The 22,843-nt window shown below is 56.9% G+C and carries 18 protein-coding genes and 3 riboswitches; of the genes, 7 read left to right on the forward strand and 11 right to left on the reverse strand.

Annotated features, from left to right (window positions below):
• Positions 1–125: 125 nt before the first annotated feature.
• The 8 genes from CQ011_RS10925 to CQ011_RS10960 form a co-directional block, all read right to left on the reverse strand.
• Positions 126–404, reverse strand: coding sequence for an HPr family phosphocarrier protein (locus CQ011_RS10925; RefSeq protein WP_105677758.1), 279 nt, complete (start codon positions 402–404; stop codon positions 126–128).
• Between the two features lie 60 nt (positions 405–464).
• Complete coding sequence (gene ptsP, locus CQ011_RS10930; protein WP_105677759.1) at positions 465–2,159, reverse strand: phosphoenolpyruvate--protein phosphotransferase; 1,695 nt, start codon at positions 2,157–2,159, stop codon at positions 465–467.
• Positions 2,156–4,168, reverse strand: coding sequence for a PTS fructose transporter subunit IIABC (locus CQ011_RS10935; RefSeq protein WP_105677760.1), 2,013 nt, complete (start codon positions 4,166–4,168; stop codon positions 2,156–2,158). Before CQ011_RS10935 ends, ptsP begins: the two co-directional genes overlap by 4 nt.
• A 2-nt stretch (positions 4,169–4,170) precedes the next feature.
• On the reverse strand, positions 4,171–5,148 hold the full coding sequence (locus tag CQ011_RS10940; RefSeq protein ID WP_105677761.1) for a 1-phosphofructokinase family hexose kinase: 978 nt from the start codon (positions 5,146–5,148) through the stop codon (positions 4,171–4,173).
• The gene (locus tag CQ011_RS10945) at positions 5,145–5,921 is read right to left on the reverse strand and encodes a DeoR/GlpR family DNA-binding transcription regulator (protein WP_105677762.1); all 777 of its coding nucleotides are present in this window, start codon (positions 5,919–5,921) and stop codon (positions 5,145–5,147) included. The genes CQ011_RS10940 and CQ011_RS10945 overlap by 4 nt, the downstream gene beginning before the upstream one ends.
• A gap of 160 nt (positions 5,922–6,081) precedes the next feature.
• Complete coding sequence (locus CQ011_RS10950) at positions 6,082–6,930, reverse strand: polysaccharide deacetylase family protein (protein ID WP_181148083.1); 849 nt, start codon at positions 6,928–6,930, stop codon at positions 6,082–6,084.
• 217 nt (positions 6,931–7,147) lie between these two features.
• Entirely contained in the window at positions 7,148–7,642 is a 495-nt protein-coding gene (locus tag CQ011_RS10955; RefSeq protein WP_105677764.1) for a CoA-binding protein, read from the reverse strand.
• Positions 7,642–9,006: an O-acetylhomoserine aminocarboxypropyltransferase/cysteine synthase family protein gene (locus tag CQ011_RS10960; RefSeq protein ID WP_105677765.1), complete on the reverse strand. Its 1,365-nt coding sequence runs from the start codon at positions 9,004–9,006 to the stop codon at positions 7,642–7,644. Before CQ011_RS10960 ends, CQ011_RS10955 begins: the two co-directional genes overlap by 1 nt.
• A gap of 85 nt (positions 9,007–9,091) precedes the next feature.
• A riboswitch (SAM riboswitch) is annotated at positions 9,092–9,186 on the reverse strand.
• Positions 9,187–9,299: 113 nt separating this feature from the next.
• On the opposite strand from CQ011_RS10960, the gene CQ011_RS10965 reads away from it, so the two are divergent.
• The 4 genes from CQ011_RS10965 to CQ011_RS10980 all read left to right on the forward strand — a co-directional run bounded on the left by CQ011_RS10965 (position 9,300) and on the right by CQ011_RS10980 (position 11,873).
• Positions 9,300–9,863, forward strand: coding sequence for a histidine phosphatase family protein (locus tag CQ011_RS10965; RefSeq protein ID WP_105677766.1), 564 nt, complete (start codon positions 9,300–9,302; stop codon positions 9,861–9,863).
• Between the two features lie 100 nt (positions 9,864–9,963).
• A complete protein-coding gene (locus tag CQ011_RS10970; RefSeq protein ID WP_105677767.1) occupies positions 9,964–10,461 on the forward strand; it encodes an RNA polymerase sigma factor in 498 nt (165 codons plus the stop codon).
• Positions 10,458–11,090, forward strand: a complete 633-nt coding sequence (locus CQ011_RS10975) for a methylated-DNA--[protein]-cysteine S-methyltransferase (protein WP_105677768.1) — start codon at positions 10,458–10,460, stop codon at positions 11,088–11,090. The genes CQ011_RS10970 and CQ011_RS10975 overlap by 4 nt, the downstream gene beginning before the upstream one ends.
• Positions 11,091–11,342: 252 nt before the next feature.
• Complete coding sequence (locus CQ011_RS10980; protein WP_105677769.1) at positions 11,343–11,873, forward strand: hypothetical protein; 531 nt, start codon at positions 11,343–11,345, stop codon at positions 11,871–11,873.
• 377 nt (positions 11,874–12,250) lie between these two features.
• On the opposite strand, the gene katG is transcribed toward CQ011_RS10980, so the two are convergent.
• Together katG and CQ011_RS10990 are read right to left on the reverse strand one after the other, a co-directional pair.
• Positions 12,251–14,428: a catalase/peroxidase HPI gene (gene katG / locus CQ011_RS10985; RefSeq protein ID WP_105677770.1), complete on the reverse strand. Its 2,178-nt coding sequence runs from the start codon at positions 14,426–14,428 to the stop codon at positions 12,251–12,253.
• Between the two features lie 115 nt (positions 14,429–14,543).
• Entirely contained in the window at positions 14,544–14,975 is a 432-nt protein-coding gene (locus tag CQ011_RS10990; RefSeq protein ID WP_105677771.1) for a Fur family transcriptional regulator, read from the reverse strand.
• Positions 14,976–15,511: 536 nt separating this feature from the next.
• Here CQ011_RS10990 and CQ011_RS10995 point away from each other — a divergent pair.
• Complete coding sequence (locus CQ011_RS10995) at positions 15,512–17,365, forward strand: BCCT family transporter (protein WP_105677772.1); 1,854 nt, start codon at positions 15,512–15,514, stop codon at positions 17,363–17,365.
• A gap of 69 nt (positions 17,366–17,434) precedes the next feature.
• On the opposite strand, the gene acs is transcribed toward CQ011_RS10995, so the two are convergent.
• A complete protein-coding gene (acs, locus tag CQ011_RS11000) occupies positions 17,435–19,399 on the reverse strand; it encodes an acetate--CoA ligase (protein ID WP_105677773.1) in 1,965 nt (654 codons plus the stop codon).
• Between the two features lie 149 nt (positions 19,400–19,548).
• A riboswitch (SAM riboswitch) is annotated at positions 19,549–19,656 on the reverse strand.
• A gap of 265 nt (positions 19,657–19,921) precedes the next feature.
• Positions 19,922–20,020, forward strand: a riboswitch (SAM riboswitch).
• Between the two features lie 16 nt (positions 20,021–20,036).
• On the opposite strand from acs, the gene CQ011_RS11005 reads away from it, so the two are divergent.
• Together CQ011_RS11005 and CQ011_RS11010 are read left to right on the forward strand one after the other, a co-directional pair.
• On the forward strand, positions 20,037–21,371 hold the full coding sequence (locus CQ011_RS11005) for an acyl-CoA dehydrogenase family protein (RefSeq protein WP_105677774.1): 1,335 nt from the start codon (positions 20,037–20,039) through the stop codon (positions 21,369–21,371).
• A gap of 63 nt (positions 21,372–21,434) precedes the next feature.
• Positions 21,435–22,838: an LLM class flavin-dependent oxidoreductase gene (locus CQ011_RS11010; protein WP_105677775.1), complete on the forward strand. Its 1,404-nt coding sequence runs from the start codon at positions 21,435–21,437 to the stop codon at positions 22,836–22,838.
• Positions 22,839–22,843: the final 5 nt, after the last annotated feature.

The following is a 22,843-nucleotide window of genomic DNA, read 5'->3' on the forward strand; positions in this document are numbered from 1 at the left end:
ACTTGCGCGTAGGATCAATCATCCATCCACTGATTGAATTTTGTCAATCAGTAATCTGGAATTAAAACCAAAGCCCGCGCCTCACCGTTAAAGGTCAAGCGCGGGCTTTGCATGAACAAGGTGTTTTACTCCGAGTCGTGGTCAATCTCCAAGATTTTCACCAGTTGATCCAGAGCCTCTTCGGCTCCTTCACCCTCAGCGCGCAACACAACCTTGGTGCCGTATTCGGCGCCCAAGCCCATGAGCGACAGAATGCTTGAGGCATCTAATGCGTCCTCGGAAGGTTCTGTTTCCAACGCGATGGTGACCTCGACCGGAAGCTCGCCGGCGGCTTCGGCGAAGATTGCAGCCGGACGGGCGTGAAGGCCAACTCGACTTCCAATGATTGCTGTACGTTCTGCCATGACGGCTCCTTTTAACATAGGTGGTAATTCAAAATCCTAAGGCAGGTGACCCTGGAGTTGTTAGAGTCCGAAGCGATCCAATTCGGGCAACTGCGCACGTACCAAGCTTCGGGCTTCCTCAGCTGACGCGGCCCGCAAGGCAAGCTGCGCCAATTTTTGAGCGGTAGCCAAGTCCACGGTGCGTAGCACCGCGGCGACCGGGGAAAGTGCGCGCTTATTCATGGACAAGGTATTAACGCCCAGTCCCACAAGTACTACCGCGAGCGCAGGATCTGCCGCGGCTTCGCCGCATACTCCCACCGGTTTAGCACCGGCGCCCTGTGCCCCGGCACTGGTGGCCGCGATCATGTGCAACACGGCCGGCTGCCACGGGTCATTCAGTTCAGCCAGTGAGCCCAGCTGCCTATCCGCGGCCATCGTGTATTGCGTCAGATCGTTGGTTCCGATAGAGACAAAATCGCAGCGTTCCAAGATCCGCTCGGCCATCAGCGCGGCCGAGGGAACCTCAATCATCACTCCAGCGGTTGCGAGGTTTGCCGTGCGTACCAGTGCCGCAAAATCTTGGGCCTCGGCAGGCGTAGAGATCATTGGTGCCATGGTCCAGACCTCGGCCTGGTGGTTGGCGGCGGCCTCAGAGATCGCAGTGAGCTGACGGGCAAGGACTCCGGGGCTAGTGGTGTCCGTGCGGTAGCCGCGAACACCGAGTGCCGGATTTGGCTCCGTCGAATCGGTGAGGAACGGAAGCGGTTTGTCGGCCCCGGCATCCAGGGTGCGGACCACAACTTTTTTCTGCGCGAAGGCCTCAAAAACCGCACCATAGGCGGCTACCTGTTCCTCATGGGATGGTTCCTTCTCGCGTCCTAAGAAACAGAACTCGGTACGCAATAGGCCTACGCCTTCGGCACCTGCCTTGGCCGCAGCCTGCGCATCGGTGCCGCTTCCTACGTTGGCTAGCAGGGGAACGCGGTGGCCATCAGCCAGTACTCCTCGGCCATCAAATTCCGGAAGCTGCTCACGATTTGCGTAGGTGCGTGCGGTCGCTGATTCAACCTCGGTGGGGTTGCGCACCACGAGACCGTCAATTCCGTCCACGTAGACTACGTCGCCATCAACCAGGGCGGTGGTATCGCTGGCCGCCACGATAGCCGGCAACCCTAAGGAACGGGCAATAATCGCGGTGTGGGACTGTGGCCCGCCATCGCTGGTGACCAGAGCCAAGACCTTCGCCGGATCTAGGGTAGCGGTATCTGCCGGCGCTAGGTCAACGGCTACGAGTACAAAGGGGGTTTCCGAATCGGGGATACCCGGGGCAGGCACCCCACGTAGCTCGGCCACGATACGGGCGCGAACATCGAGTACGTCGCCGGCGCGTTCGGCCATGTAGCCACCGAGTGCGGACAGTTGGGTGGCTACCGCATCGGCGGCCTCCCAGAGAGCCGACTCCGCACAGGTGCCCGAGGCAACCAGCTTCGTTGCGGACTTCAATAGGCTTTTGTCGCTCGCCATGAGTGCGGTGGCCTTGAGCACCGCTTGCGCGTCCCCGGTAGCCAGTGCGGCGCGTGCCTTGAGCTGCGCGGCAACCGCTTGAGTGGCCTGGGCCAAACGGGCGGTTTCACTGTCGATAGTGGCACCCTCAGGAAGCGGTGCGCCGTCGGCGGGGGCTTGGATCGCATCGGGCATACGACGTACGGTACCGATGACTCGGCCTGCACTGACGCCTACCCCGGAAAACTTTTCTACCTTGTGCGTGCTCATGCTGCAACCTTGACGCTTTCAACGTTTGGCACCGCAGTCTTACGAACAAACTTCTTCAGAATAATCACCAGTGCAGCGGAGATGAGCGTGCCAATGACGGTGGCTAACAGGAACAGCGGCCAGGTGTTATTCATTGCAAAGAAGACAAATGCTCCGCCGTGCGGTGCCTGACTGACCACATCAAAGGTCATAATCAACGAACCGGTCACTCCGGCGCCCACCATCGAAGCAGGGATGACACGCAATGGGTCTGCCGCGGCGAAGGGAATAGCGCCTTCGGAGATGAACGCGGCACCGAGCAACCAAGCAGCCTTGCCGTTTTCGCGTTCGGCTCCGGTGAATAGCTTCGGGGAAACCGTCGTAGCCAAGGCCATGGCCAATGGTGGCACCATACCCGCGGCCATCACAGCTGCCATGATCATCAGTGGGGCAGGATTTTCCGTCAGTGAACCGGCGCCCAGTCCCGCTACCGCGAAGGCGTAGGCAACCTTATTAACCGGTCCACCCAAGTCGATGGCCATCATGAGGCCCAGGATCAAACCAAGAATCGCAGCTGCGGTACCCGACATACCCGAGAGCCATGAGTTGAGTGCTTCGGTGAGCTTCGCAATTGGTCCGCCCAGGAAGAGGATCATCAGACCCGAGGCGATGATGGATGCAAGCAGCGGCACGATCACCACTGGCATCAGTCCGCGCAACCAGCGTGGAACGTTCCAGGAGCTGACCCAGCGAGCGGCCAGGCCGGCAATCAATCCACCGACGATACCGCCAAGGAACCCGGCACCCATGAAGCCTGCCACCGCACCTGCGGTGAAGCCCGGGGCAATGCCTGGGCGGTCTGCGTAGGCATAAGCGATGTAACCAGCCAGAGCGGGAACCAGGAAGCCCATGGACAGGCCACCGATCTTGAATGCGACCGCTCCAAGGTAGGCCATGAGCCCTGCATCTGGCAGGTTGAACAGCGTGTTGTCAGTCAAGTACTGGTCTGCCACGTCGGTGATCGCGTAACCGCCGAGGAGGAAACCCAAGGCGATCAGCAAGCCGCCGCCGGCCACGAACGGAATCATGTAGGAAACGCCGGTCAACAGCGCGCGCTTGAGCTGTGCGCCGAAACCTTGCTTGTCATTGGTCTGTTCGGATTCGGCCGAGGCCGTAGCGGAAGGCACCCGGCGTGCTTGCGGATCGCTAGCTGCCGCGATGGCATCCTTGAGAAGTTTCTCAGGCTCGTCGATACCGCGCTTAACCGGAACCTGAATCAATGGCTTGCCGGCAAAGCGTGCCCGGTCACGTACATCAACGTCGACGGCGAAGATCACCGCGTCGGCAGCTTCAATAATTGCAGGATCTAAGGCGGTGGAACCCGAAGAACCTTGAGTTTCCACGGCAAAATCAATGCCTAGCTCTTCGGCGGTTTGTGCCAACGAGTCGGCCGCCATGTAGGTGTGGGCAATGCCGGTGGGGCATGCGGTGACCGCCACGATCTTGGCGACCTTTGCGCGTGATGGGTCGGTAGTTGATGCCGGCGCTGCTACCGGGGCGGCGGCAGGAGCCGTGGGATTCTCGGAGATCACCGCGGAGACTAACTCGACGATTTCACTGGCGCTGCTTGCCTCGCGAAGTGCTGCGGTGAAGCTCTTCTTCACCAGCGCGCGAGCCAATTTGGAGAGCAGCTTCAAATGCTCTTTATCGGCGCCCTCTGGGGCAGCGATAAAGAAGATCAGATCTGCCGGACCGTCTTTGGCCCCAAAATCTACTGGGGTAGCCAATCGTGCCATGGCCAGGGTCGGGGTGGTGACGGCGGCTGAGCGGCAGTGTGGAATTGCGATGCCGCCGGGTACTCCCGTGGCGGTTTTTGCTTCACGGGCCAACGCGTGTTCGGCCAAAGCCGATGCATCGGTAGCGCGGGACGCCTTGGCTACTAGGTTCGCCAGGTGATTGATCACCTCGGTGGTCGAGGTGCCCAAGTGTGCGTCGAGGGTGACGAGCTGGGTGGTGATCAGGTCGCTCATTGCTATGATCCTTGCCTTGGGTTGAGTGAGACGACGGTGACGGCGTCCGCGGTGAGGTCAGATGGTGAGGGGATAGTCGAACCGGGCAGCGAAGTTGCCGCTGCCCCGTAGGCGATGGCCGAGCTAAGACATTGCTCCGGTGAACCCTGAGAAATGGCCGCCAACAGAAATCCTGCCAGCGAAGAATCTCCAGCTCCTACGGTGCTTCGGGCGGCGATGGGTGCATGCCAGCCGTGCCATGCCCCCTGGCTTGTGGCCAGTACCGCGCCGTGGGCTCCGAGCGTTGCCAGCACGGCGCCGGTTCCGCGCTCAAGCAGCGTTTGGCAGGTTTCTGCGGTCAGCTGCGCGGAGGTTTCGAGCTGTTTTTCGCTGAGCGTGGCGCCGACAAGATCTGCCAGCTCCTCAGCGTTTGGCTTGATGAGGTCCGGGATGTGCTTTGCGGTGTGAGCGTAAAGCTGACGCAACGGTTCCCCGGAGGTGTCCACCGCGATCTTCGGGCAATTGGTGCCCAGCGAATCGCGAAGCGTGGCGGTGAGCTGCGCGTAGAAGTCTGCCGGTACTCCTGGGGGTAGCGAGCCGGCCATCACCAGCCAACTAGCCTCGGTGCTTGCTTCAAGTACTAACGCACTCAATGCGGACACCGCCTCGGCGCTCAAGTTCGGGCCTAACTCGTTGATTTTGGTGGTGGTGCCATCCGGGTCGGTCAAGGTGATGTTGGTGCGCAGCGCTTCATCGATGGGCAGTGCGGTGAAGTTTAGTCCGTCACCACGTAGCGCGGCGATGAGTGGATCATTAGCTCCGCCGGGTAGTAGCGCGTGAGTCTTGGCTCCAGCCGCGGAAAGCGCGCGGCTGACGTTTACGCCTTTGCCGGCAGCCTGGGTATGACTGGTTGCGGCGCGTTGGACAGCTCCGTGAGCTAGCGGCTCTTGTAATTCAATGGTTTTATCCAGCGCCGGGTTGCAGGTCAGTGTGATGATCATGCGACAACTACCTCGACTTCGGCGAGTTCCAAGGCCGCAGCGAGATCACCTTGTGGTGCGCTGTCGGTCACCAGGGTGTCTATGGCGTTCAAACGCGCAAAGCGAACCAGGGTTTCTTGGTCAAATTTTGAGCTATCGGCGAGGAGCACTACGCGGCGTGCGCTTGCGATCAAGGCGGTTTTAACCGCGGCTTCTAAGGGGTCAGGAGTGCTCAATGCGAAATCGGCATGCAGGGCATTGGTTCCGATGAAGGCAATGTCGGCGCGGTAGTTGGAGTATTCCTGCGCGGTGCGGGCACCACTGGTGGCACCGGTAATTCCGCGAACTCGTCCGCCAATCAGTTCCAAGGCAATCTCTGGGCTTTGCACCAGTGCCGTGGCGATTGGAAGCGCGTGGGTGATCACCACAAGTCCGGATCCTGTATTGGTTTTGACCATGCGTTCGGCAAGGAATTCTGTGGTGGTCCCGGCATCTAGGATGACCGAAGCGTCGGAGACCGGCAGCAGGCTGAGTGCGCGTTGTGCGATACGTGCCTTGGCCTCAGCGTGGATGGCGGTACGTGCCATGTAGCTTTCTTCGCGGGTGCTTGCCTCACTGATGGAGACAGCGCCCCCGTGTACACGACGCAAGAGATTTTCAGACTCCAGCTGGGCTAGATCGCGGCGAACGGTCTCCGCGGTAATCTCAAAGCGTTCAGCCAGTTGCGCGACGGTTACTTTCCCCTCGGCGGCAAGCTGATCGGTGATTAGCCGGTGTCTTTCCTCGGCAAACATCTACGCCTCCATAAAGTCATGACATGCAACACATGAATCTGTGTTTCCATGACTTTATGTCCGATTGTGTGGGATCGTCAAGCGAATTTGTAAAGAACTTTTGGGTTTATCTGTTTTTGAGTGGGTTTTTCTGCATATGATGACGCTGAATGTCCTGGCGTTAGCGCCGAGTGTAGGCCGTTTTACCGCCAAAATTAGTTCCCTCAAAGAGTTCGTTGACCGTCACCAAGGTGAACTTTTCATGCTTGAGTCGCTTGACCAGTTCCGGTACCGCTTTGACCGAGCTGTCGTGGATGTCATGCATTAAAATAATTGACCCGGAGTGTGCCTGAGCCATCGCGAGATCTACGGTTTTCTTCGGATCATGGTGTTGCCAATCCAAGGTATCGACATCCCAGAGCACCATCGGGGTGCCCACCAGTTGGTCAACGGCGGAATTATGAGCCCCATACGGCGGACGTAAAGTATCCGGCGTCAACCCGGTCGCCTTGCGAATGGCCGATTCGGTCGCGGCGAGTTCATTCTTGATTTCTTCTGCGGACAGGCCGGGCAAGCTTCGGTGATCAAAAGTATGATTGCCCAACTGGTGACCCTCGTACGCCATGCGATTTACGGCCCCGGAAAAGTTGGCAACGTTCTGACCGAGCATGTAGAAGGTTGCGGGGACGTTTTCCTTGGCTAACATGTCCAGTAAAGATGCGGTGTACTTCCCTGGACCATCATCAAAGGTCAAGGCTACGCATTTGGCCTTTTCACAATCTACGCGAGGCTGTGGTTTGAGCACCATCGCGGTGACCGGAGCCTGGACTGCAGGAACTGCACTGTAATCCGAAGCCCGTTCAACGTGCATGGAGCCTTCACTTCGGGCGGAAGACGTACTGGCAAAGAATCCTGCAACCGCGTGGCCTGCCCGGGAAGCCTGTTGGGTTATTGGAGAACCGCAGCTGGTGAGGAAAAGGACACAGCAAAGTACGGAAATAACCGCGTTGACGCGGGAACGGGAAGGCATGTATTCACCTTTTCGCCTTCCCCAGCTGAAATCAATTCGACCACCCGGCAGGCAATAAAAATCCGCTGAATCGTTATGTAAATAGGTGATTTCACGCCCCAGCATCATGTGATGCTTCCGGGCGGGGGATTGGAACGGTGAGGATGCCAGCTCAAATAAGCTGGAGCCTGTGGTGATATCACCACAGGCTCCAGCGAGAATGCAAATATGTAGAACTCTAGGCCAGTAGCTGGCGCTTAGAGGAGATTACCCCGGTGTTGAACCCGGCAAGACGCAACCCACCATGGAAGCGGGCATGCTCAATTTTGACGCAGCGGTCCATGACTACATTCATCCCGGCAGCCTCGGCGCGTGCGGCAACCTCCTCATGCCACGAACCAAGCTGCAACCACAGGGTTTTCGCGCCCACAGCCAGCGCTTCATCCAGCACGGTGGGAAGGTCATCGTGTTTACGGAAAACCTCGACCAAGTCAGGGGTCTCCGGCAGATCAGCTAATGACTTGTAGACCGGCTGCCCGAGAATCTCGTCCAGCACCGGGTTGATGAAATATACCTTGTACTTCGAGGAGGACAAGAGGTAAGTGGCGACAAAGTAGCTGGCGCGTGATGGCTTATTTGAGGCACCAACGATAGCAATGGACTTTGTTTCATGCAGAATGTTCAGACGTTCTGCGGCGCCAGGGCCCTGCCAAGTACGTTGCTGAGTGCTCATTAGTTTGCTCCCTTCGAAGCTGCTGGCACGGCGCAGGCAGCGCCGTCATAGGTAGGAGCCGCATCCAGCTTGGCTGCGTTTTTCTGGGAAGCAGTTAATGCCTGGTCTAGATCCCAAAGGATATCTTCAACATCTTCTAAACCGACGGAGAGACGAATCAGATCTTCCGGAACTCCTGCGGCAACCATCTGTTCGGCGTTCAGCTGCTGGTGGGTGGTGGACCCAGGGTGTAGTACCAAGGTGCGCGCGTCACCGATATTGGCCAAGTGGCTTGCTAGTTGCAAAGCTTCGATGAACTTGGTGCCGGCCTCGCGTCCACCCTTTACTCCGAAACTGAAGACCGAACCAACGCCCATAGGCAGTAGCTCGGCGGCGCGGGCATATTGTGGGTGGGATTCGAGCCCTGCGTAATTGACGTAGGTGACGCGGTCATCGGCTTCGAGCCACGCGGCGACCTGCTTCGCGTTGGTCAGGTGGTTATCCATGCGCTGTGGCAGAGTTTCCAGCCCCTGCAACAACTGGAATGCAGACTGCGCAGGCAGGGACGGACCGAAGTCTCGTAGCTGCTCGCTACGCAATTTGGTCAGGAATCCGTATTCGCCGAAGTTATCCCACCAGGACACGTTGCCGTAGCTTGGTACGGGTTCGGTCATAGTGGGGAACTTGCCGTTGCCCCAGTTGAATGTGCCAGCCTCGATGACTACACCGCCCAAGGTGGTGCCGTGCCCTCCGATGAACTTGGTGGCCGAGTGGATCACGATGTCCGCGCCATGTTCAATGGGGCGCAACAGGTATGGCGGGGTCAGCGTCGAGTCAACCACCAGCGGGATGTTGTGGCGGTGCGCGACCTCTGCCAGACCCTTGAGGTCAGCGATGTCGCCCGAAGGGTTTGCCACGATCTCGGTGTAAACGGCCTTGGTGTTCTCCTGGATTGCTGCCTCAAAATCTGCAGCGTCATTGGAATCGATGAAAGTAGTCTCGATCCCGAAACGGCGCAAAGACACGTCCAACTGGGTGATGGTGCCTCCATAGAGTTTGGAGGAAGCAACAATGTGGTCCCCGGCCTGAGCCAGTGCCGCGAAGGTGACAAACTCAGCAGCCATGCCTGAAGCGGTAGCTACCGCGCCGATACCGCCTTCGAGTGACGCCATGCGTTCCTCGAAAGCTGCCACCGTGGGGTTACCAATGCGCGAGTAAATGTTCCCGTACTTTTGCAGTGCGAAAAGATTAGCCGCGTCATCGGTGTCTTTAAAAACAAATGAAGTGCTCTGGTAGATCGGCACGGCGCGTGCGCCATGCTCCGCGTCGGGGGTGCCGCCGGCGTGTAGTGCGCGGGTGCGAAATCCAAACTTGTGGTCAGCCATGGTGGCGTACGACTCCTTGTCGATTGATGCTTCGGCAGGAATCCCGGATCAATGTCGCTTAACCCCTGAAACTCAGTGGAAAGCAGCTCCATCGGTTCTGGCGGTAGCACCTAGTCCACCGGTTGTGGCAGGTTGCTGCGGCGTCATCAAACCAGATCTCTCGGCCGCTCGGGATGGTTAGTAACAGTCTGTCAATATGTCCTTGAATGACCCAACTATGAGTCCTAACGTTTCGATTCTTGAAGGAGGAATCTGATTCGGGCATGGCTTAGAAGTTAGCTTATGCTCGAGCTATGGATACAGCGTTAGCTTTGATCAGGCATGGGCAGACCGACTGGAACCTTGCCGGACGCATGCAAGGACGCACCGATATCGAATTGAACGACACCGGTCGCGCGCAAGCGCGGGAGCTTGGCAGGGACCTGAGCGGACAGAATTGGGACCTGGTTGTCGCTTCTCCGCTGTTACGGGCGCAAGAAACGGCCTTGCTGATCGCAGCAGAACTTGACGTTGAACATGCAGCGCCGGTCGGCGACGTGATTGAGCGAGGCTTCGGCCCACTTGAAGGCCGGATCATGGCTGAAGTTAGCGAGGCCGAAGCGGCGACTCTTGCAGCTGAGACCGAAGACAGGGAGACCGTCTTGCACCGCATGCTTGGTGCCTTGTCTGTTTTAGTGCAGGAGAACCCTGGGCGAAAGATCTTGGTCGTTAGTCATGGAGCTGCCATGCGGATTGTGCGTGACGCGCTCGCCGGGGTACGTATCCATGAGGGAGTGACTAACGGGGAGTTACTGGAAATTGATCTTGACCGGATGCATGAACTGCGTGAAGAACTAGGCCTCGTCACCGCTCACTAAAATGTGGCAACAAAAAAGTTTTTGAAAAAGTTAGCTCACGCACCTCACATAATGGCCACACGGTACGTTTACCTAGTGACAGCCGCCAACGAGGAGCCACATGAAGCAACCATTCGAACGGGTCGTGCAGACCCATGGACTTAGCGTCCTGCGAGTGTGCCGCGCGCTACTCGATGAGCACCGCGCTCAAGATGCCTGGTCTGAAACTTTCCTCTCGGCGCTGAAGGCCTATCCGCAGTTGGACCAGGAAGCCAACGTGCAGGCCTGGCTGGTGCGCATTGCCCACCGCAAAGCAATCGACGAACTGCGTAAGCATCGACCCGAAATCGTGCAAGCTGAGGTTGACGCTGGCGACGACGTCCACTCCGAGACTCCGGCACAGAATTTAGAAAATCTGGAACTTTGGCAAGTGGTTAAAACGCTGCCAGAAAAACAACGGCTAGTAATCGCCTACAGGTATCTTGGCGGATTAAGTTATGCGCAGATTGCCGAGGTGCTGTCGGGTACGCCGGAAGCCGCCCGAAGAGCGGCGGCCGACGGAATCAAAAACTTACGAAGCAAGCTGGATGAGGCACAAGCCCCGGGAGCTAAACGATGAATATTGACAAGGTAAATTCCGGCCCCAACGCCGAGGAGACTACGCTGCTGACCCAACTGCATTCGCGTCTGGAAGCCGAAGCAGAAAAGTCACGGCTGACCGACATTTCCTACCGTGTGCTGGATACCCCGATTGGAAAACTACTACTGGCGAGCACCGAGTCCGGACTGGTCAGAGTTGCTTTTGAAATCGAAGGCTATGACCATATCCTTGAAAGTCTTGCCACTAAGGTGAGCCCACGAATCCTTCAGGCACCTGCAAAACTCGATGGGGTAGCACGCCAGCTTGATGAATATTTTGCTGGTACACGACACGAATTCCAGCTCCCGCTGGACCTGCAACTATCCACAGAGTTTCGCCGAACCGTGCAATTAGAACTGGGACAAATCGGCTACGGGCAGACCCTGAGCTACGCGCAGGTGGCAGAGAAGATCGGTAAACCAAAAGCGGTGCGCGCCGTGGGTACCGCCTGCGCGACCAATCCACTACCCATTGTCTTGCCATGTCACAGAGTCCTGCGCACCGATGGTTCGCTCGGCGGATATCTTGGAGGATTACCCACCAAGCTGCAGCTACTTGAACTTGAAAACCCGCAACGACAAACGCAGCCAGACCCAGTGTTGTTTTAGGCCGAGAAAGTCAGGCTGCCGTTGTCGCTTGCGTTGAGACTGAAGCAAACGCACAGATAAACAGAGAATCTGGGTGAGAGCTCGATGCAACGTGTGTTTCGGGCAGGTAGGTTGGTTTGCTCAAAATAGTCCGACCCATTGGCTAGACTGAAATCGCTTCTTCCGTTGGTTAGGGGCTTCAGGGTGGGGTCTGCGAAGTAATGCAATCAGGCTACTTGCTCGCCCCCGCACTAAACTAGCTGGAGGATACCGGTGTCACACTCAACAAAACGCATTATTGGCAGCGTTTCATTGTTTGTTGTTCTCGCCGGGATAGTTGCTTTACTTTTTGTCTCCGCTACAAGCCCAACGTTCCTAAAGAACGATACAAAGCTAACCGCCGAAGCCAACGCAGGAACTCCAATTGTTCAAGCGATCAAGACTCCGGACCCGACTCCAACGCCAACGCCCAACAAGATTGAAAACCCGGCACAAGAATGGGCGGACGATATGATTAACCTGCTTTTGAATGGCAACTCGAAGTCTACTTTTGCCGACTTTAACCCCGAGATTGCACACCATTACATCGAAGCGTGGAGCCAGCCTCGGCCGGGTGTACTTGCGATTGAAGTGCGAGACAGGGACTGGTCTAAGTGTGACCTTGATGCGCTCGGTACAAATGTTCTCGCAACAGCGGGTTGGGACAATCCGCGGTTAAAGCGGGTGGAAGTTTCGACCGGTGATGCAAAACCCCAAGTCGTGGAGCGCAATAGCGAATCTGCTTTGCCACCTAGTTGCGCGTAGCAGATTCTGCGTAAGAGCGACGCGCCGAATGAATGCGTTATTGGAGTGAATGGAAGCTCATTAGTTCCGTCAGCCCTTATTTCGGACTCGGCATCAGATGTGCTGAAGCGGTAGTTACGGAAGTTAACTATTCCAGAGGTCCGTCAGGCGTTGGATAAGTGCATGTCGAAAACCGGATAGCGTTTGAGAAAGCCCTTCGAGTAGTGCCTGAATACTCCCATTTTTCGTGGCTTTCCTGCTATTTGCGCATCATTTAGGGGTCGAGGTAGCGGCTTCCTGCGTGAAAACACGCCAAAGCTGGGAAAAAGACAGAGAAAACAAAAAACCGTGGTTGCCACTCGAAGGGTGGCAACCACGGTTTTGAGCCTAGAAACTACTTACTTGCGCAGTTCAAAGCGGTCGGCATCCATGAGCTTAGCCCAGGCTGCAGCGAAGTCCTTAGCGAACTTCTCCTTGGCATCATCCGCGGCGTAAACCTCGGCCAAAGCACGCAGCTCGGAGTTCGAGCCGAAGACCAGATCTACGCGGCTGCCAACCCAGCGGCCGTCGGTGGTGGAGTAGGTCTTCTCTTCGGCATCTGGGGTCCATTCAAGGCCCAATTCCAACAGGTTCGCGAAGAAGTCGTTGGTCAGTGCGCCCGGGGTGTCGGTGAAGACGCCGTGGTTCGAGCCATCCCAGTTGTTGCCCAGCACACGCAGACCACCTAGCAATACGGTCATCTCCGGTGCGCTCAAGCCCAACAGGTTAGCGCGGTCGATCAGCAGGTATTCCGGTGGCAGGTTCAGGAACTCGGAATCGTAGTTGCGGAACCCGTCGGAGACCGGCTCCAACCATGCGAACTGCTCTACGTTGGTCTGCTCCTGAGTTGCGTCAACGCGACCCGGAGTGAATGGAACCTCAACCTGCTGACCGGCAGCCAATGCCGCCTGCTCAACACCGACGTTTCCGGCCAAAACCACAACGTCTGCGAAGGAAGCCTTGATAGCGGAGGTAGCGTTGAACTCTTCTACGATCTGCTCGAGGACAGTGATAACTGCCTTGAGCTGTTCTGGCTGGTTCACACTCCAAGAAACCTGTGGTTCCAGACGGATGCGGCCACCGTTAACGCCACCGCGCTTGTCCGAGGAACGGAAGCTTGCAGCAGCCTTCCAAGCGGTGGAGACCAACTGCTGTACCGACAGGCCGGACTGCTCGATGAGTGCCTTCAGTGCTGAAACCTCGGTAGCACCCAAGGTAACTGCTGGGGCTGCCGGCAGTGGATCCTGCCAAGCTAGGTCTTCTGCCGGGATCTCTGGACCGAAGTAACGGGACTTCGGACCCATATCGCGGTGGGTCAGCTTGAACCAGGCGCGGCCGAAAGCATCTGCGAACTTCTCTGGGTTGTTCTTGAAGTCCAGTGAGATAGGACCGTAAATTGGGTCGAAGCGTAGCGCCAGGTCGCTAGTCAGCATGCGTGGTTCGCGACGCACGGCCGGGTTATGAGCCATTGGCACCATGTCGGCACCGGCACCGTCCTTTGGTCGCCACTGCTGTGCCCCAGCTTCGGAGTGGAACAGCTCCCACTCGTAGGCGAAGAGGATGTGGAAGAACTCGTTGTCCCAACGGGTTGGGTGGTAGGTCCAAGTAACTTCGAGACCCGAACCGATGGTGTCATCGCCGTGGCCGGTGCCGTGGCCCGACTTCCAGCCCAGACCCTGCATCTCCAGGGGAGCCGACTCTGGGTCTTCGCCCTTGTGGGATTCGGCGCTAGCGCCGTGGGTCTTGCCGAAGGTGTGTCCGCCGGCGATCAACGCGACGGTTTCCTCGTCGTCCATGCCCATGCGGCGGAAGGTTTCGCGGATATCGACGGCCGAGGCCAAAGGATCTGCAACGCCATCTGGACCCTCAGGGTTTACGTAGATCAGACCCATCTGGACGGCTGCCAGTGGAGCTTCAAGGTTGCGTGCACCGGTGTAGCGTTCGCTTTCCAGCCAAACCTTTTCCGGGCCCCAGTACACGTCGTCGTCTGCTTCCCAGACATCCTTGCGGCCGCCACCGTAACCGAAGGTTTCGAAGCCCATGTCTTCCAGAGAAACGTTACCGGCCAAGATGATTAGGTCGGCCCAAGATAGCGACTGGCCGTACTTCTTCTTGACTGGCCAGAGTAGGCGACGTGCCTTGTCTAGGTTCACGTTATCTGGCCAGGAGTTCAGTGGAGCGAAGCGCTGCTGACCTGCACCGGCGCCACCACGGCCGTCGTGGGAGCGGTAGGTGCCAGCCGCGTGCCATGCCATGCGGATGAAGAATGGACCGTAGTGACCGAAGTCTGCTGGCCACCAGTCGTAGGACTTGGTCATCAGTTCGGCGATATCGGCCTTAACGGCTGCGAAATCCAGTGCTTCGAATGCTGCTGGGTAGTCGAAGTCGGCATCCAGAGGATTGGTGGCTTCCTGGTTCTTGGATAGGACCTTTAGATTGAGCTTATTTGGCCACCATTCGGTGTTCGCATTGCCCCGGGTTGGGTGAACGCGTCCGGCTCCTACTACTGGGCACTGGCCTGCAGTCGTTTCTGACATGTAGTTTTCCTTCTGATGCTGAATTGGGCGTGATTTTCCACGTCCGCAGGACGGGCCTGCGAAGATGAAGACTAGTTCCTTGCGGTACTTCTTTGTAAGTAGAACTTGTAGCTGGCTACGCTGTTTTGGTTGATTGGCAGTTAGGACAGAGTCCCCAGTAGATGACCTCGGCCTCGTCGATAGTGAAACCGTGGTGATCTGAGGCGTGTAAACACGGCGCTGCTCCGACGGCGCAATCGACATCCGCCAGTGATCCGCAACTGCGACAGACCACATGGTGGTGGTTATCTCCCACCCGAGCCTCGTAGCGGGCGATATGCCCGTGGGGCTGGATCTGGCGCAGTAGTCCAAGGCTGGTCAAGAGCTTCAGCGAGTCATACACCGCCTGGTGAGAAACCGTGGGGTGTTCCTGCCGGACCGCTTCAATGATGGTCTCGGTATCCGCATGGGGGTGAGCCGTTACCGCGGCAAGCACTGCAACGCGCGGGCGAGTAACCCGCATCGATGCATCGCGCAGCACCTTCTCGATTCCCTCGGATGTTGTCATGACACTAGTTTGCCTTATTTATTTTGAATGAGTCAAGATATGCTCTACTTTTTGCAACATATTTTACTGAATGTACTTTTGGGCCGCCCAATGGCCTGCTGAGCTGGCCAAATTTTCCGTTTTACAGCATTTTTTGTTCGTGGCGAGGAAATTCACATGACGTAGCCATTAGCTATGTTTCATAAGGGAAGCAAGGTCTCCACCGGTGCGTTAACGCACTGTTCAAACACTACGAGGTTTGACCCGTATCTATGGTGCGACCATGATGGACAAGGCTTTCAAGGCTTTCAAGGCCGTCAAGAACCACATGTATTCCATAGATTTACTGGGTTGAATTTAGTCAACCTCCGCAAATGCTGGCACCCGAGGGCTAATACTCAACGCCTTCCGCTGTCGAATAAGAAGCCAGTGCACGATGACCTCAAAACAATGCTCAACCGAGTCCACGATTTGGCAACCGACCCTTTACCGGGATGGTTGCCTCCGGAACCCATGACGTTTAGGCGAAATGAATTCCGCCGGTGAAGGAAGAACAAATGACGCAGAATGAACAATCATTCGAAGATTTAGTCGGTGAGCTGCATACGGCTCGTCAACGACGGCCTAAAAAATATAACAAGACCGGAATGGATTACTGGGTATTTGGTATTGCTGGATGCTTGGCCTTGGCTTTTATTGTGTGGGGATTCGTTACTCCCAAAGGACTAGGCGTCGCATCTGATGCCGCGCTCAACTGGGTGATTACCAATACCGGCTGGCTATTTGTGATCGCAGCTTCGGTATTTACCGTATTTGTCCTCGTGATTGCCGCCAAGAATTTCGGTCGCATCCCACTGGGGAAAGACGGTGAGAAGCCACAATTTAGCACCGTCTCTTGGATCTCCATGATGTTTGCTACCGGTATGGGTATCGGCTTGGTGTTCTACGGTGTCGGTGAGCCACTGTACTTCTACATGTCACCGCCCCCAGGAACCGTAGACGGGCAAACTCCTGCTGCGTTGAGCACCGCGATGGGCACTACGCTCTTCCACTGGACTTTGTTCCCATGGGCCATGTACGCAATTGTTGGTCTAGGAATGGCTTACGGTAGCTTCCGACTCGGACGTCCACAGCTGTTCTCCGCGATGTTCTCCTCAATCTTCGGTGACCGGGTCACCCATAGTTGGGGTGGCCGCACCATCAACATCTTGGCCATTTTGGCCACGCTGTTTGGCTCCGCGTGTTCTTTGGGTCTTGGTGCGCTTCAGATCGGTGGCGGAATACAGGCCAGCGGTGTGATGGCCCAGGTTGGCTCCGGTATTTTGGTTGTCATCATTGCCATTTTGACTGCACTGTTCGTCGCCTCGGCCGTATCCGGCATTGAACGCGGAATTCAGTGGCTTTCAAATATCAATATGATCTTGGCGCTCGTCATTGCATTGATCGTCTTCATCGGCGGACCAACGCTGTTCATTCTTAACGTCATTCCAAATGCCGTGGGTGCCTTCATTGGTGACCTTCCGCAGATGGCATCGCGTACCGCCGGTTCCGGCGGCGAAGCAATGTCTGCTTGGCTGTCCTCCTGGACCGTGTTCTACTGGGCTTGGTGGGTTTCATGGGCCCCATTCGTTGGCTTGTTTATCGCCCGAATTTCGCGTGGTCGCACCATTCGTCAGTTCGTGACCGGTGTCCTGCTGGTACCTTCTAGCGTTACCCTCATCTGGTTCTCGATCTTTGGCGGCGGCGCCATAGGCTTGCAGGAACGTGCCGAACAAGCGGGGGATACCGGTGCTGCCCTAGCGAATATGGTGGACGGAGTTCCGGACCTCAACTTTGACTTGATCCTCTTTGACCTACTTGGTGCGCTACCGCTACCTGGGTGGATCGCGGTGTTGCTTATGATCGTGACGGTGCTGCTGATTGCAATCTTCTTCGTCACCGGCGCTGACTCTGCCTCCATCGTGATGGGTGCGCTCAGCGAACGAGGAGCCGCGGAACCGTCAAAGAAGTCCATTATCTTCTGGGGCGTTGCCGTAGGTGCGGTAGCTGCGGTGATGCTACTTGCCGGTGGTGACGAACCAGCCGAAGCGTTGACCGGTCTGAAGAATATTACAATCGTTTCCGCGCTGCCGTTTGTCCTGGTGATGCTCCTGCTCTGCGTGGCCATCTGGAAGGACCTGAGTAAGGATCCTCTGGTACTTAGTGACAAGGTGGCTCGTCAGGTCCTGGAGCAATCGGTGACCGAGGGCGTAGAACGCCACGATGGAAGCCAGTTCAGCTTGATGACCACGGAAATCCCGTTGGTAGATAGCAAAGAATTTGTGCTCAAGACGAAGGCCATCGATTCGTCATCCGCAAAGGAAGACTCCGGCTCAACTGGGCCGGCCAAGCCCGAGCGTACCGAAGAATAACGAAGTAAAGCGAGACAAATCTGCCCCGCAGTTCAGCGAACTGCGGGGCAGATTTGTCTCTGAAACTATTTAGCTCCGTGCCCGGCAAATCTCATCTAGCTCGGCGATGCACGGTTCATTTTGCAAGCTGGTGGTGTCGCCGAGCTTGGTTCCTTCGAAGAGTTGAGTCAGCAGTCGGCGCATGATCTTGCCCGAACGGGTCTTAGGAACATCAGGAACCAGCACGATATCGCGTGGTTTAGCGATCGGGCCGATCTGTTCGGTGACCGTTGCACGCAGGGCGGTGATGAACTCTTGCTGACGCGCAATCGTTTGCGCATCAGGGTTGGCTGAGATCAGTGTCTTATCCAGCGGAACCACAAACGCGGTGGCCGCGTGGCCGGTCTTCGGATCCGGGGTGGGGCAGACTCCGGCCTCGACGACACCCGCATGGGTCACCAACGCCGACTCAATCTCAATGGTTGACAACCGGTGCCCGGAAATATTGATGACGTCATCGGTGCGGCCCAGGATATAGATATCCCCGTCCTCATCAAAGCGAGCCCCATCACCGGCAAGGAACCAACCCTGGGCAACGTATTGCTCCCAATAGCTGGTGTAATAACGTTCCGGGTTTCCCCAGACCGTGCGGGCCATGGATGGGCCGGTCTGGGTAATTACGATATTTCCCTGCTCGTTGGCAGCCACGGTGTTGCCCGCGGCGTCAACAATGTCCACCGATACGCCCGGTAGAGCGCGCGAGGCACAGCCTGGTTTGAAGTGCTCATCGGAAGGCAACGGCGATAGTACGGTAGCGCCCGACTCGGACTGCCACCAGGTGTCAACCATCGGGATTCCACGCTCGGTATCTCGTCCCACCTGGGCGCGCAGCCAACGCCATGCTTCGGGGTTGACCGCTTCGCCCACGGTGCCGCCCACGCGAATTGAGGACAAATCGTATTTGTCCTCAATGCCATCGGGGAACCAACCCATCAGCGAACGGACCAGCGTTGGTGCAGTGTAGTAACTGGTGACCTTGTAGCGTTCGATAATCTCAAAGTGGCGTCCGGGATGCGGCGTGTTCGGCACACCCTCGTAGATCACCTGGGTGACACCGTTTGCCAGTGGCCCATAAATTTCATAAGTATGTGCGGTAACCCAAGCCAAATCCGCGGTGCACCAGTGCACGTCATTGGCGCGCTGAGACTCGTCGGGGTTGCCGAACAAGAGATTGTGGCTATACGCGGCCTGAGTGAGGTAACCGCCGGTGGTGTGCACCAGCCCCTTGGGCTGTCCGGTAGTGCCCGAGGTGTACATGATGAACAGTGGCGTCTCGGAGTCGAAGGCTTCGGCTTTGTGATGCGTGGGCTGGTTCTCTACCGTTTCGTGCCACCACAGGTCGCGTCCTTCGGTCCAAGGAATGTCGTCCCCGGTGCGGCGAATAACCAGCACCTTTTCAATGTCATTTTCTCCGGAGACCGCAATGTCTGCATTGGCTTTGACGGGGACCGAGCTCCCGCGACGGAATTGACCGTCGGTAGTCACCAGGAGCTTCGCTTTGGTGTCTTCCACACGGAATTTGAGCGCCTCCGCGGAGAAACCTCCGAAGACCAAGGAATGGATCGCGCCAATACGGGCGCAAGCCAGGGTAATCACAATTGTCTCGATGAGCACCGGTAGGTAGATGACCACACGGTCACCCTTGGTAATGCCGAGTTCCAATAGTGCGTTGGCCGCTTGGCTGATGCGATCTTGCAAGTTTTGGTAGGTCACCGCAATGCGGTCACCGGGCTCGCCCTCAAAGTAGAGCGCAACCTTGTCACCATTTCCGGATTCCACATGGCGATCCGCGCAGTTCACCGCGGCATTGAGCTTACCGCCCAGGTACCAGGAGATCTGCGGTCCACGCTTTGTTTGGGGGTCAGCGGCAATGATCTGGCTAGTGGTGTGCCATTTGGTGTCCCAGTCGAGCAAGTTTGCTGCTTCGTCCCAGAATTCCTGCCGGTTCTCGTCGCCAGCAAGTGTGGTTGTAGTGGCCAACTCGGTGATAGTCATTGTATTTCCTTGAAGAGTTTAAGGGGTGCAGTTCCTGCGGTGCTTACGTGCGCGTTGTTTAGCTAGTGGGTGCCCAGTTGCTTGCGCATCATCGAGCAACATCTTCGAGTAAGCCGGCCGGGGCAGGGCAATATGAAAACCATGATTTATCTCCATCGTTGCTGGCGGTAGCACCGGCCACACATTGAATGACAATTCGTGTGTGGTGGTTGCTGCGGCGTCACAGAGCCAGATCTCTCGGCCGCTCGGGATGGTTACATGACTATTACAGGCTGTCGAACGAATTCAATGCAAATCCGTCGTAACATGAAAAATATTCGATAATTACGTCACATCATCAAGATATTTCGATTTTTATTTCACCAACAACGTATTTGGATGAAAAATCGCGAAACGCTGGGTGTGGTGTTCGGCTATGCCGGATAAGTGCAGTCCTTGATGCACTTCAAAGGTGCTGCCAGCACGAAGAAATGTGACTTGTCGGGTTGAAGGCAACGTAATTCTCAGGCTACAAATGATTACGAACCATCCAGAGCGACCGAGAGATCTGGCTCGAAGACGTCGCAGCAACCACCCACCATTTTTGGCCCGGGACGGTGCTACAGCCAGAACCGATGGAAAGAATAGAGGACTTTCGATGTCATTTGGCGATTTAGCTGGCGACTTTAACGCGCTCAGCGATCCGTCTGTGGCCGGAAGCGCTACGGAGCTTGATGAGCTGCCCGTAGAGCTACCCACACGACAATTACTCAAAATAACTCCAGGTCCTGGCGCGGATGAACAGTACGAACGACTTGCAGATATCTTCCGCCCCGTCTTCGCGCAGATTGCCGCCGGGTCTAGTGAGCGTGACCGGCAACGGATACTGCCCTTCGAACAAGTTGGGCTGCTTAATCGTGAACGCTTCGGCGCCCTGCGACTACCCATTACCGAAGGTGGTCACGGGGCACGGCTCAGCGATGTGTTTCGGTTGCTCATTGAGCTGGCCGAAGCTGATTCGCACGTTGCGCAGCTCTGGAGAGCACATATTGCCTTCGTGGAAAATGTGGTGCGTCTAGAAGACCCGGCACTACGCAGCAAGTGGGTTACGCGAATCAGTGCTGGCCAGATTGTTGGCAATGCTTATACCGAAGAGGGCGGAAACGCCCTGGGCGTACTGAACACCAAAGTGACCGAGCAAGACTCGCGGTGGTTGGTCAACGGCCGCAAGTTCTATTGCACCGGTACCATCTTTGCGGATTGGACCACCGTCGCGGTAGCCCACCCAGTGATCCCTGGCCGCCAGATCGCCGTGGTATCAACACAACATAGTGGCGTGAAGATCCTTGATGACTGGGATGGGTTTGGTCAGCAGCTCACCGGTACCGGCAGCACCGAATTTCATAATGTCCCGGTGGATACCTTCATGCCTGAAGATCCCACCGACCCGGAGGCCGCAATCTTCCAGTTGGTGCTCATGGCGGTGCAAGCCGGAATTGGTCGGGCCGCACTAAACGACCTGCGATCCTCGGTTCAAGCACGTACCCGCACCTTCTCTACCGGGACAGGGGTCCCGGTACACCGAGAACCGCAGGTACTGCAGTTGGTCGGGGAGGTTTCCGCGGAAGTTTTTGCCGCCGATTCCGTGGTCATCGGTGCGGTGCTGGAAGTTGAAGCGGCGATGGCGGACTCAAATCTGAACTCCGAGGAGCGCTTCGCGGTATGTGAGTTAGCAGCTAACCGGGCACAGACCATCGTGCAGCCCCTGGTGATCGGGGCGACGAGCAAACTCTTTGACGGGCTCGGCGCATCAGCTACACGTAACAGCTGCAATATGGATCGGCATTGGCGTAATGCCCGCACCATTGCAACGCACAACCCGGCAATTTATAAGGCACGCATCGTAGGGGACTACGAGATCAATGGGGTCCAACCCCAACGGCTCTCGGTCACCGGCACGGTTTCTGGATCCCCGCAGTTTTCCGGATCCTAAACAAAATTTCTGCACACAATGCAAGATCAACAAGATTTCATTTACATGGATAGGGGCACACCAATGAGCGAGAACAAGCGCGAAATCCTTTTTAACGCCTTCGATATGAACTGCGTGGTCCACCAGTCACCAGGACTGTGGCGTCACCCAGCCGACAAGGCCTCGACCTACAAGACGCTGGGCTACTGGACACACCTGGCCAAGGTCCTGGAAAAGGGTAAATTTGATGGCTTGTTCCTCGCCGATGTCTTAGGTACTTACGACGTATACAAGGGTTCCAACGAGAGCCCACTGCGCACCGGCGCGCAGGCTCCGGTCAACGATCCGATGATGCTGGTTTCGGCGATGGCTGCGGTCACCGAGAACCTCGGTTTCGGCGTCACCGCTGGCACCGCATACGAACACCCATATGCTTTTGCCCGCCGTCTGGCCACCTTGGACCACCTGACCGAAGGCCGTGTGGGCTGGAACGTTGTCACCGGTTATCTGCCATCCGCTGCCCGCAACATGGGCCAGGAAGACCAGATGGAACATGATGAGCGTTACAACCACGCAGACGAGTACCTAGAGGTTGTTTACAAGCTTCTTGAAGGTTCGTGGGAAGACGACGCGGTCCAGGCCAACAAGGAAACCGGCGTTTATGCCGACCCGGCCAAGGTGCACTCGATCAACCACGAAGGAAAGTACTTCAAGGTTCCGGGCATCGCCATCACCGAACCAAGCACCCAGCGTACCCCGGTGATCTACCAGGCCGGTGCCTCTAGCCGTGGCATCAAATTTGCCGCCGGAAACGCCGAATCGGTCTTCGTCACCTGCCCAACCCGTGAGACCCTCAAGGTTGCTGTAGCCAAGATCCGCGATGCGGTAGAGGCTGCCGGCCGCGACCGTCACGACGTAAAGATCTTCGCAATGCAGACCATCATCACCGATGAGACCTCCGAGCTAGCCGAAGCCAAGTACCAGGACTACAAGTCCTACGCGGATATCGAAGGCGCTCAGGTACTGATGTCGGGCTGGATGGGTATCGACCTGTCCGCTTACGGTCCCGATGACGTTATCGGTGAGAACGTAAAGTCCAACGCTATCCAGTCTGCCGTGGAGACCTTCCAGAAGGCCAGCGGCGATTCGGACAAGCCATGGACCATCCGCCAGTTGGCTGAGTGGGTCGGCGTTGGCGGCTTCGGTCCAATCACCGTCGGTTCCGGTGCCGAGGTTGCCGAGAAGCTCATCGAGTGGGTGGACTACACCGATGTAGACGGTTTCAACCTGGCCTATGCGGTTACCCCGGCAACCTTTGAGGACATCGTCGAGTACGTGGTCCCAGAGTTGCAGGCACGCGGCGCATACAAAACCGAGTACACCGAAGGTTCACTGCGCAACAAGCTGTTCGGCCAAGGCGACCGGGTGAAGGATACCCACCGGGCTGCCCAGTACAAGATCTCAAACCGTCTGGCCCGACAGGCCTAAGGGCT

Source organism: Arthrobacter sp. MYb213, assembly GCF_002979915.1.
Taxonomy (GTDB): domain Bacteria; phylum Actinomycetota; class Actinomycetes; order Actinomycetales; family Micrococcaceae; genus Glutamicibacter.

Bases quoted from the DNA above. Each gene is read 5' to 3' on its own strand.
- CQ011_RS10925 (WP_105677758.1), bottom strand. From the start codon at position 404: ATGGCAGAACGTACAGCAATCATTGGAAGTCGAGTTGGCCTTCACGCC.
- ptsP (WP_105677759.1), bottom strand. From the start codon at position 2,159: ATGAGCACGCACAAGGTAGAAAAGTTTTCCGGGGTAGGCGTCAGTGCA.
- CQ011_RS10935 (WP_105677760.1), bottom strand. From the start codon at position 4,168: ATGAGCGACCTGATCACCACCCAGCTCGTCACCCTCGACGCACACTTG.
- CQ011_RS10940 (WP_105677761.1), bottom strand. From the start codon at position 5,148: ATGATCATCACACTGACCTGCAACCCGGCGCTGGATAAAACCATTGAA.
- CQ011_RS10945 (WP_105677762.1), bottom strand. From the start codon at position 5,921: ATGTTTGCCGAGGAAAGACACCGGCTAATCACCGATCAGCTTGCCGCC.
- CQ011_RS10950 (WP_181148083.1), bottom strand. From the start codon at position 6,930: ATGCCTTCCCGTTCCCGCGTCAACGCGGTTATTTCCGTACTTTGCTGT.
- CQ011_RS10955 (WP_105677764.1), bottom strand. From the start codon at position 7,642: ATGAGCACTCAGCAACGTACTTGGCAGGGCCCTGGCGCCGCAGAACGT.
- CQ011_RS10960 (WP_105677765.1), bottom strand. From the start codon at position 9,006: ATGGCTGACCACAAGTTTGGATTTCGCACCCGCGCACTACACGCCGGC.
- CQ011_RS10965 (WP_105677766.1), top strand. From the start codon at position 9,300: ATGGATACAGCGTTAGCTTTGATCAGGCATGGGCAGACCGACTGGAAC.
- CQ011_RS10970 (WP_105677767.1), top strand. From the start codon at position 9,964: ATGAAGCAACCATTCGAACGGGTCGTGCAGACCCATGGACTTAGCGTC.
- CQ011_RS10975 (WP_105677768.1), top strand. From the start codon at position 10,458: ATGAATATTGACAAGGTAAATTCCGGCCCCAACGCCGAGGAGACTACG.
- katG (WP_105677770.1), bottom strand. From the start codon at position 14,428: ATGTCAGAAACGACTGCAGGCCAGTGCCCAGTAGTAGGAGCCGGACGC.
- CQ011_RS10990 (WP_105677771.1), bottom strand. From the start codon at position 14,975: ATGACAACATCCGAGGGAATCGAGAAGGTGCTGCGCGATGCATCGATG.
- CQ011_RS10995 (WP_105677772.1), top strand. From the start codon at position 15,512: ATGACGCAGAATGAACAATCATTCGAAGATTTAGTCGGTGAGCTGCAT.
- acs (WP_105677773.1), bottom strand. From the start codon at position 19,399: ATGACTATCACCGAGTTGGCCACTACAACCACACTTGCTGGCGACGAG.
- CQ011_RS11005 (WP_105677774.1), top strand. From the start codon at position 20,037: ATGTCATTTGGCGATTTAGCTGGCGACTTTAACGCGCTCAGCGATCCG.
- CQ011_RS11010 (WP_105677775.1), top strand. From the start codon at position 21,435: ATGAGCGAGAACAAGCGCGAAATCCTTTTTAACGCCTTCGATATGAAC.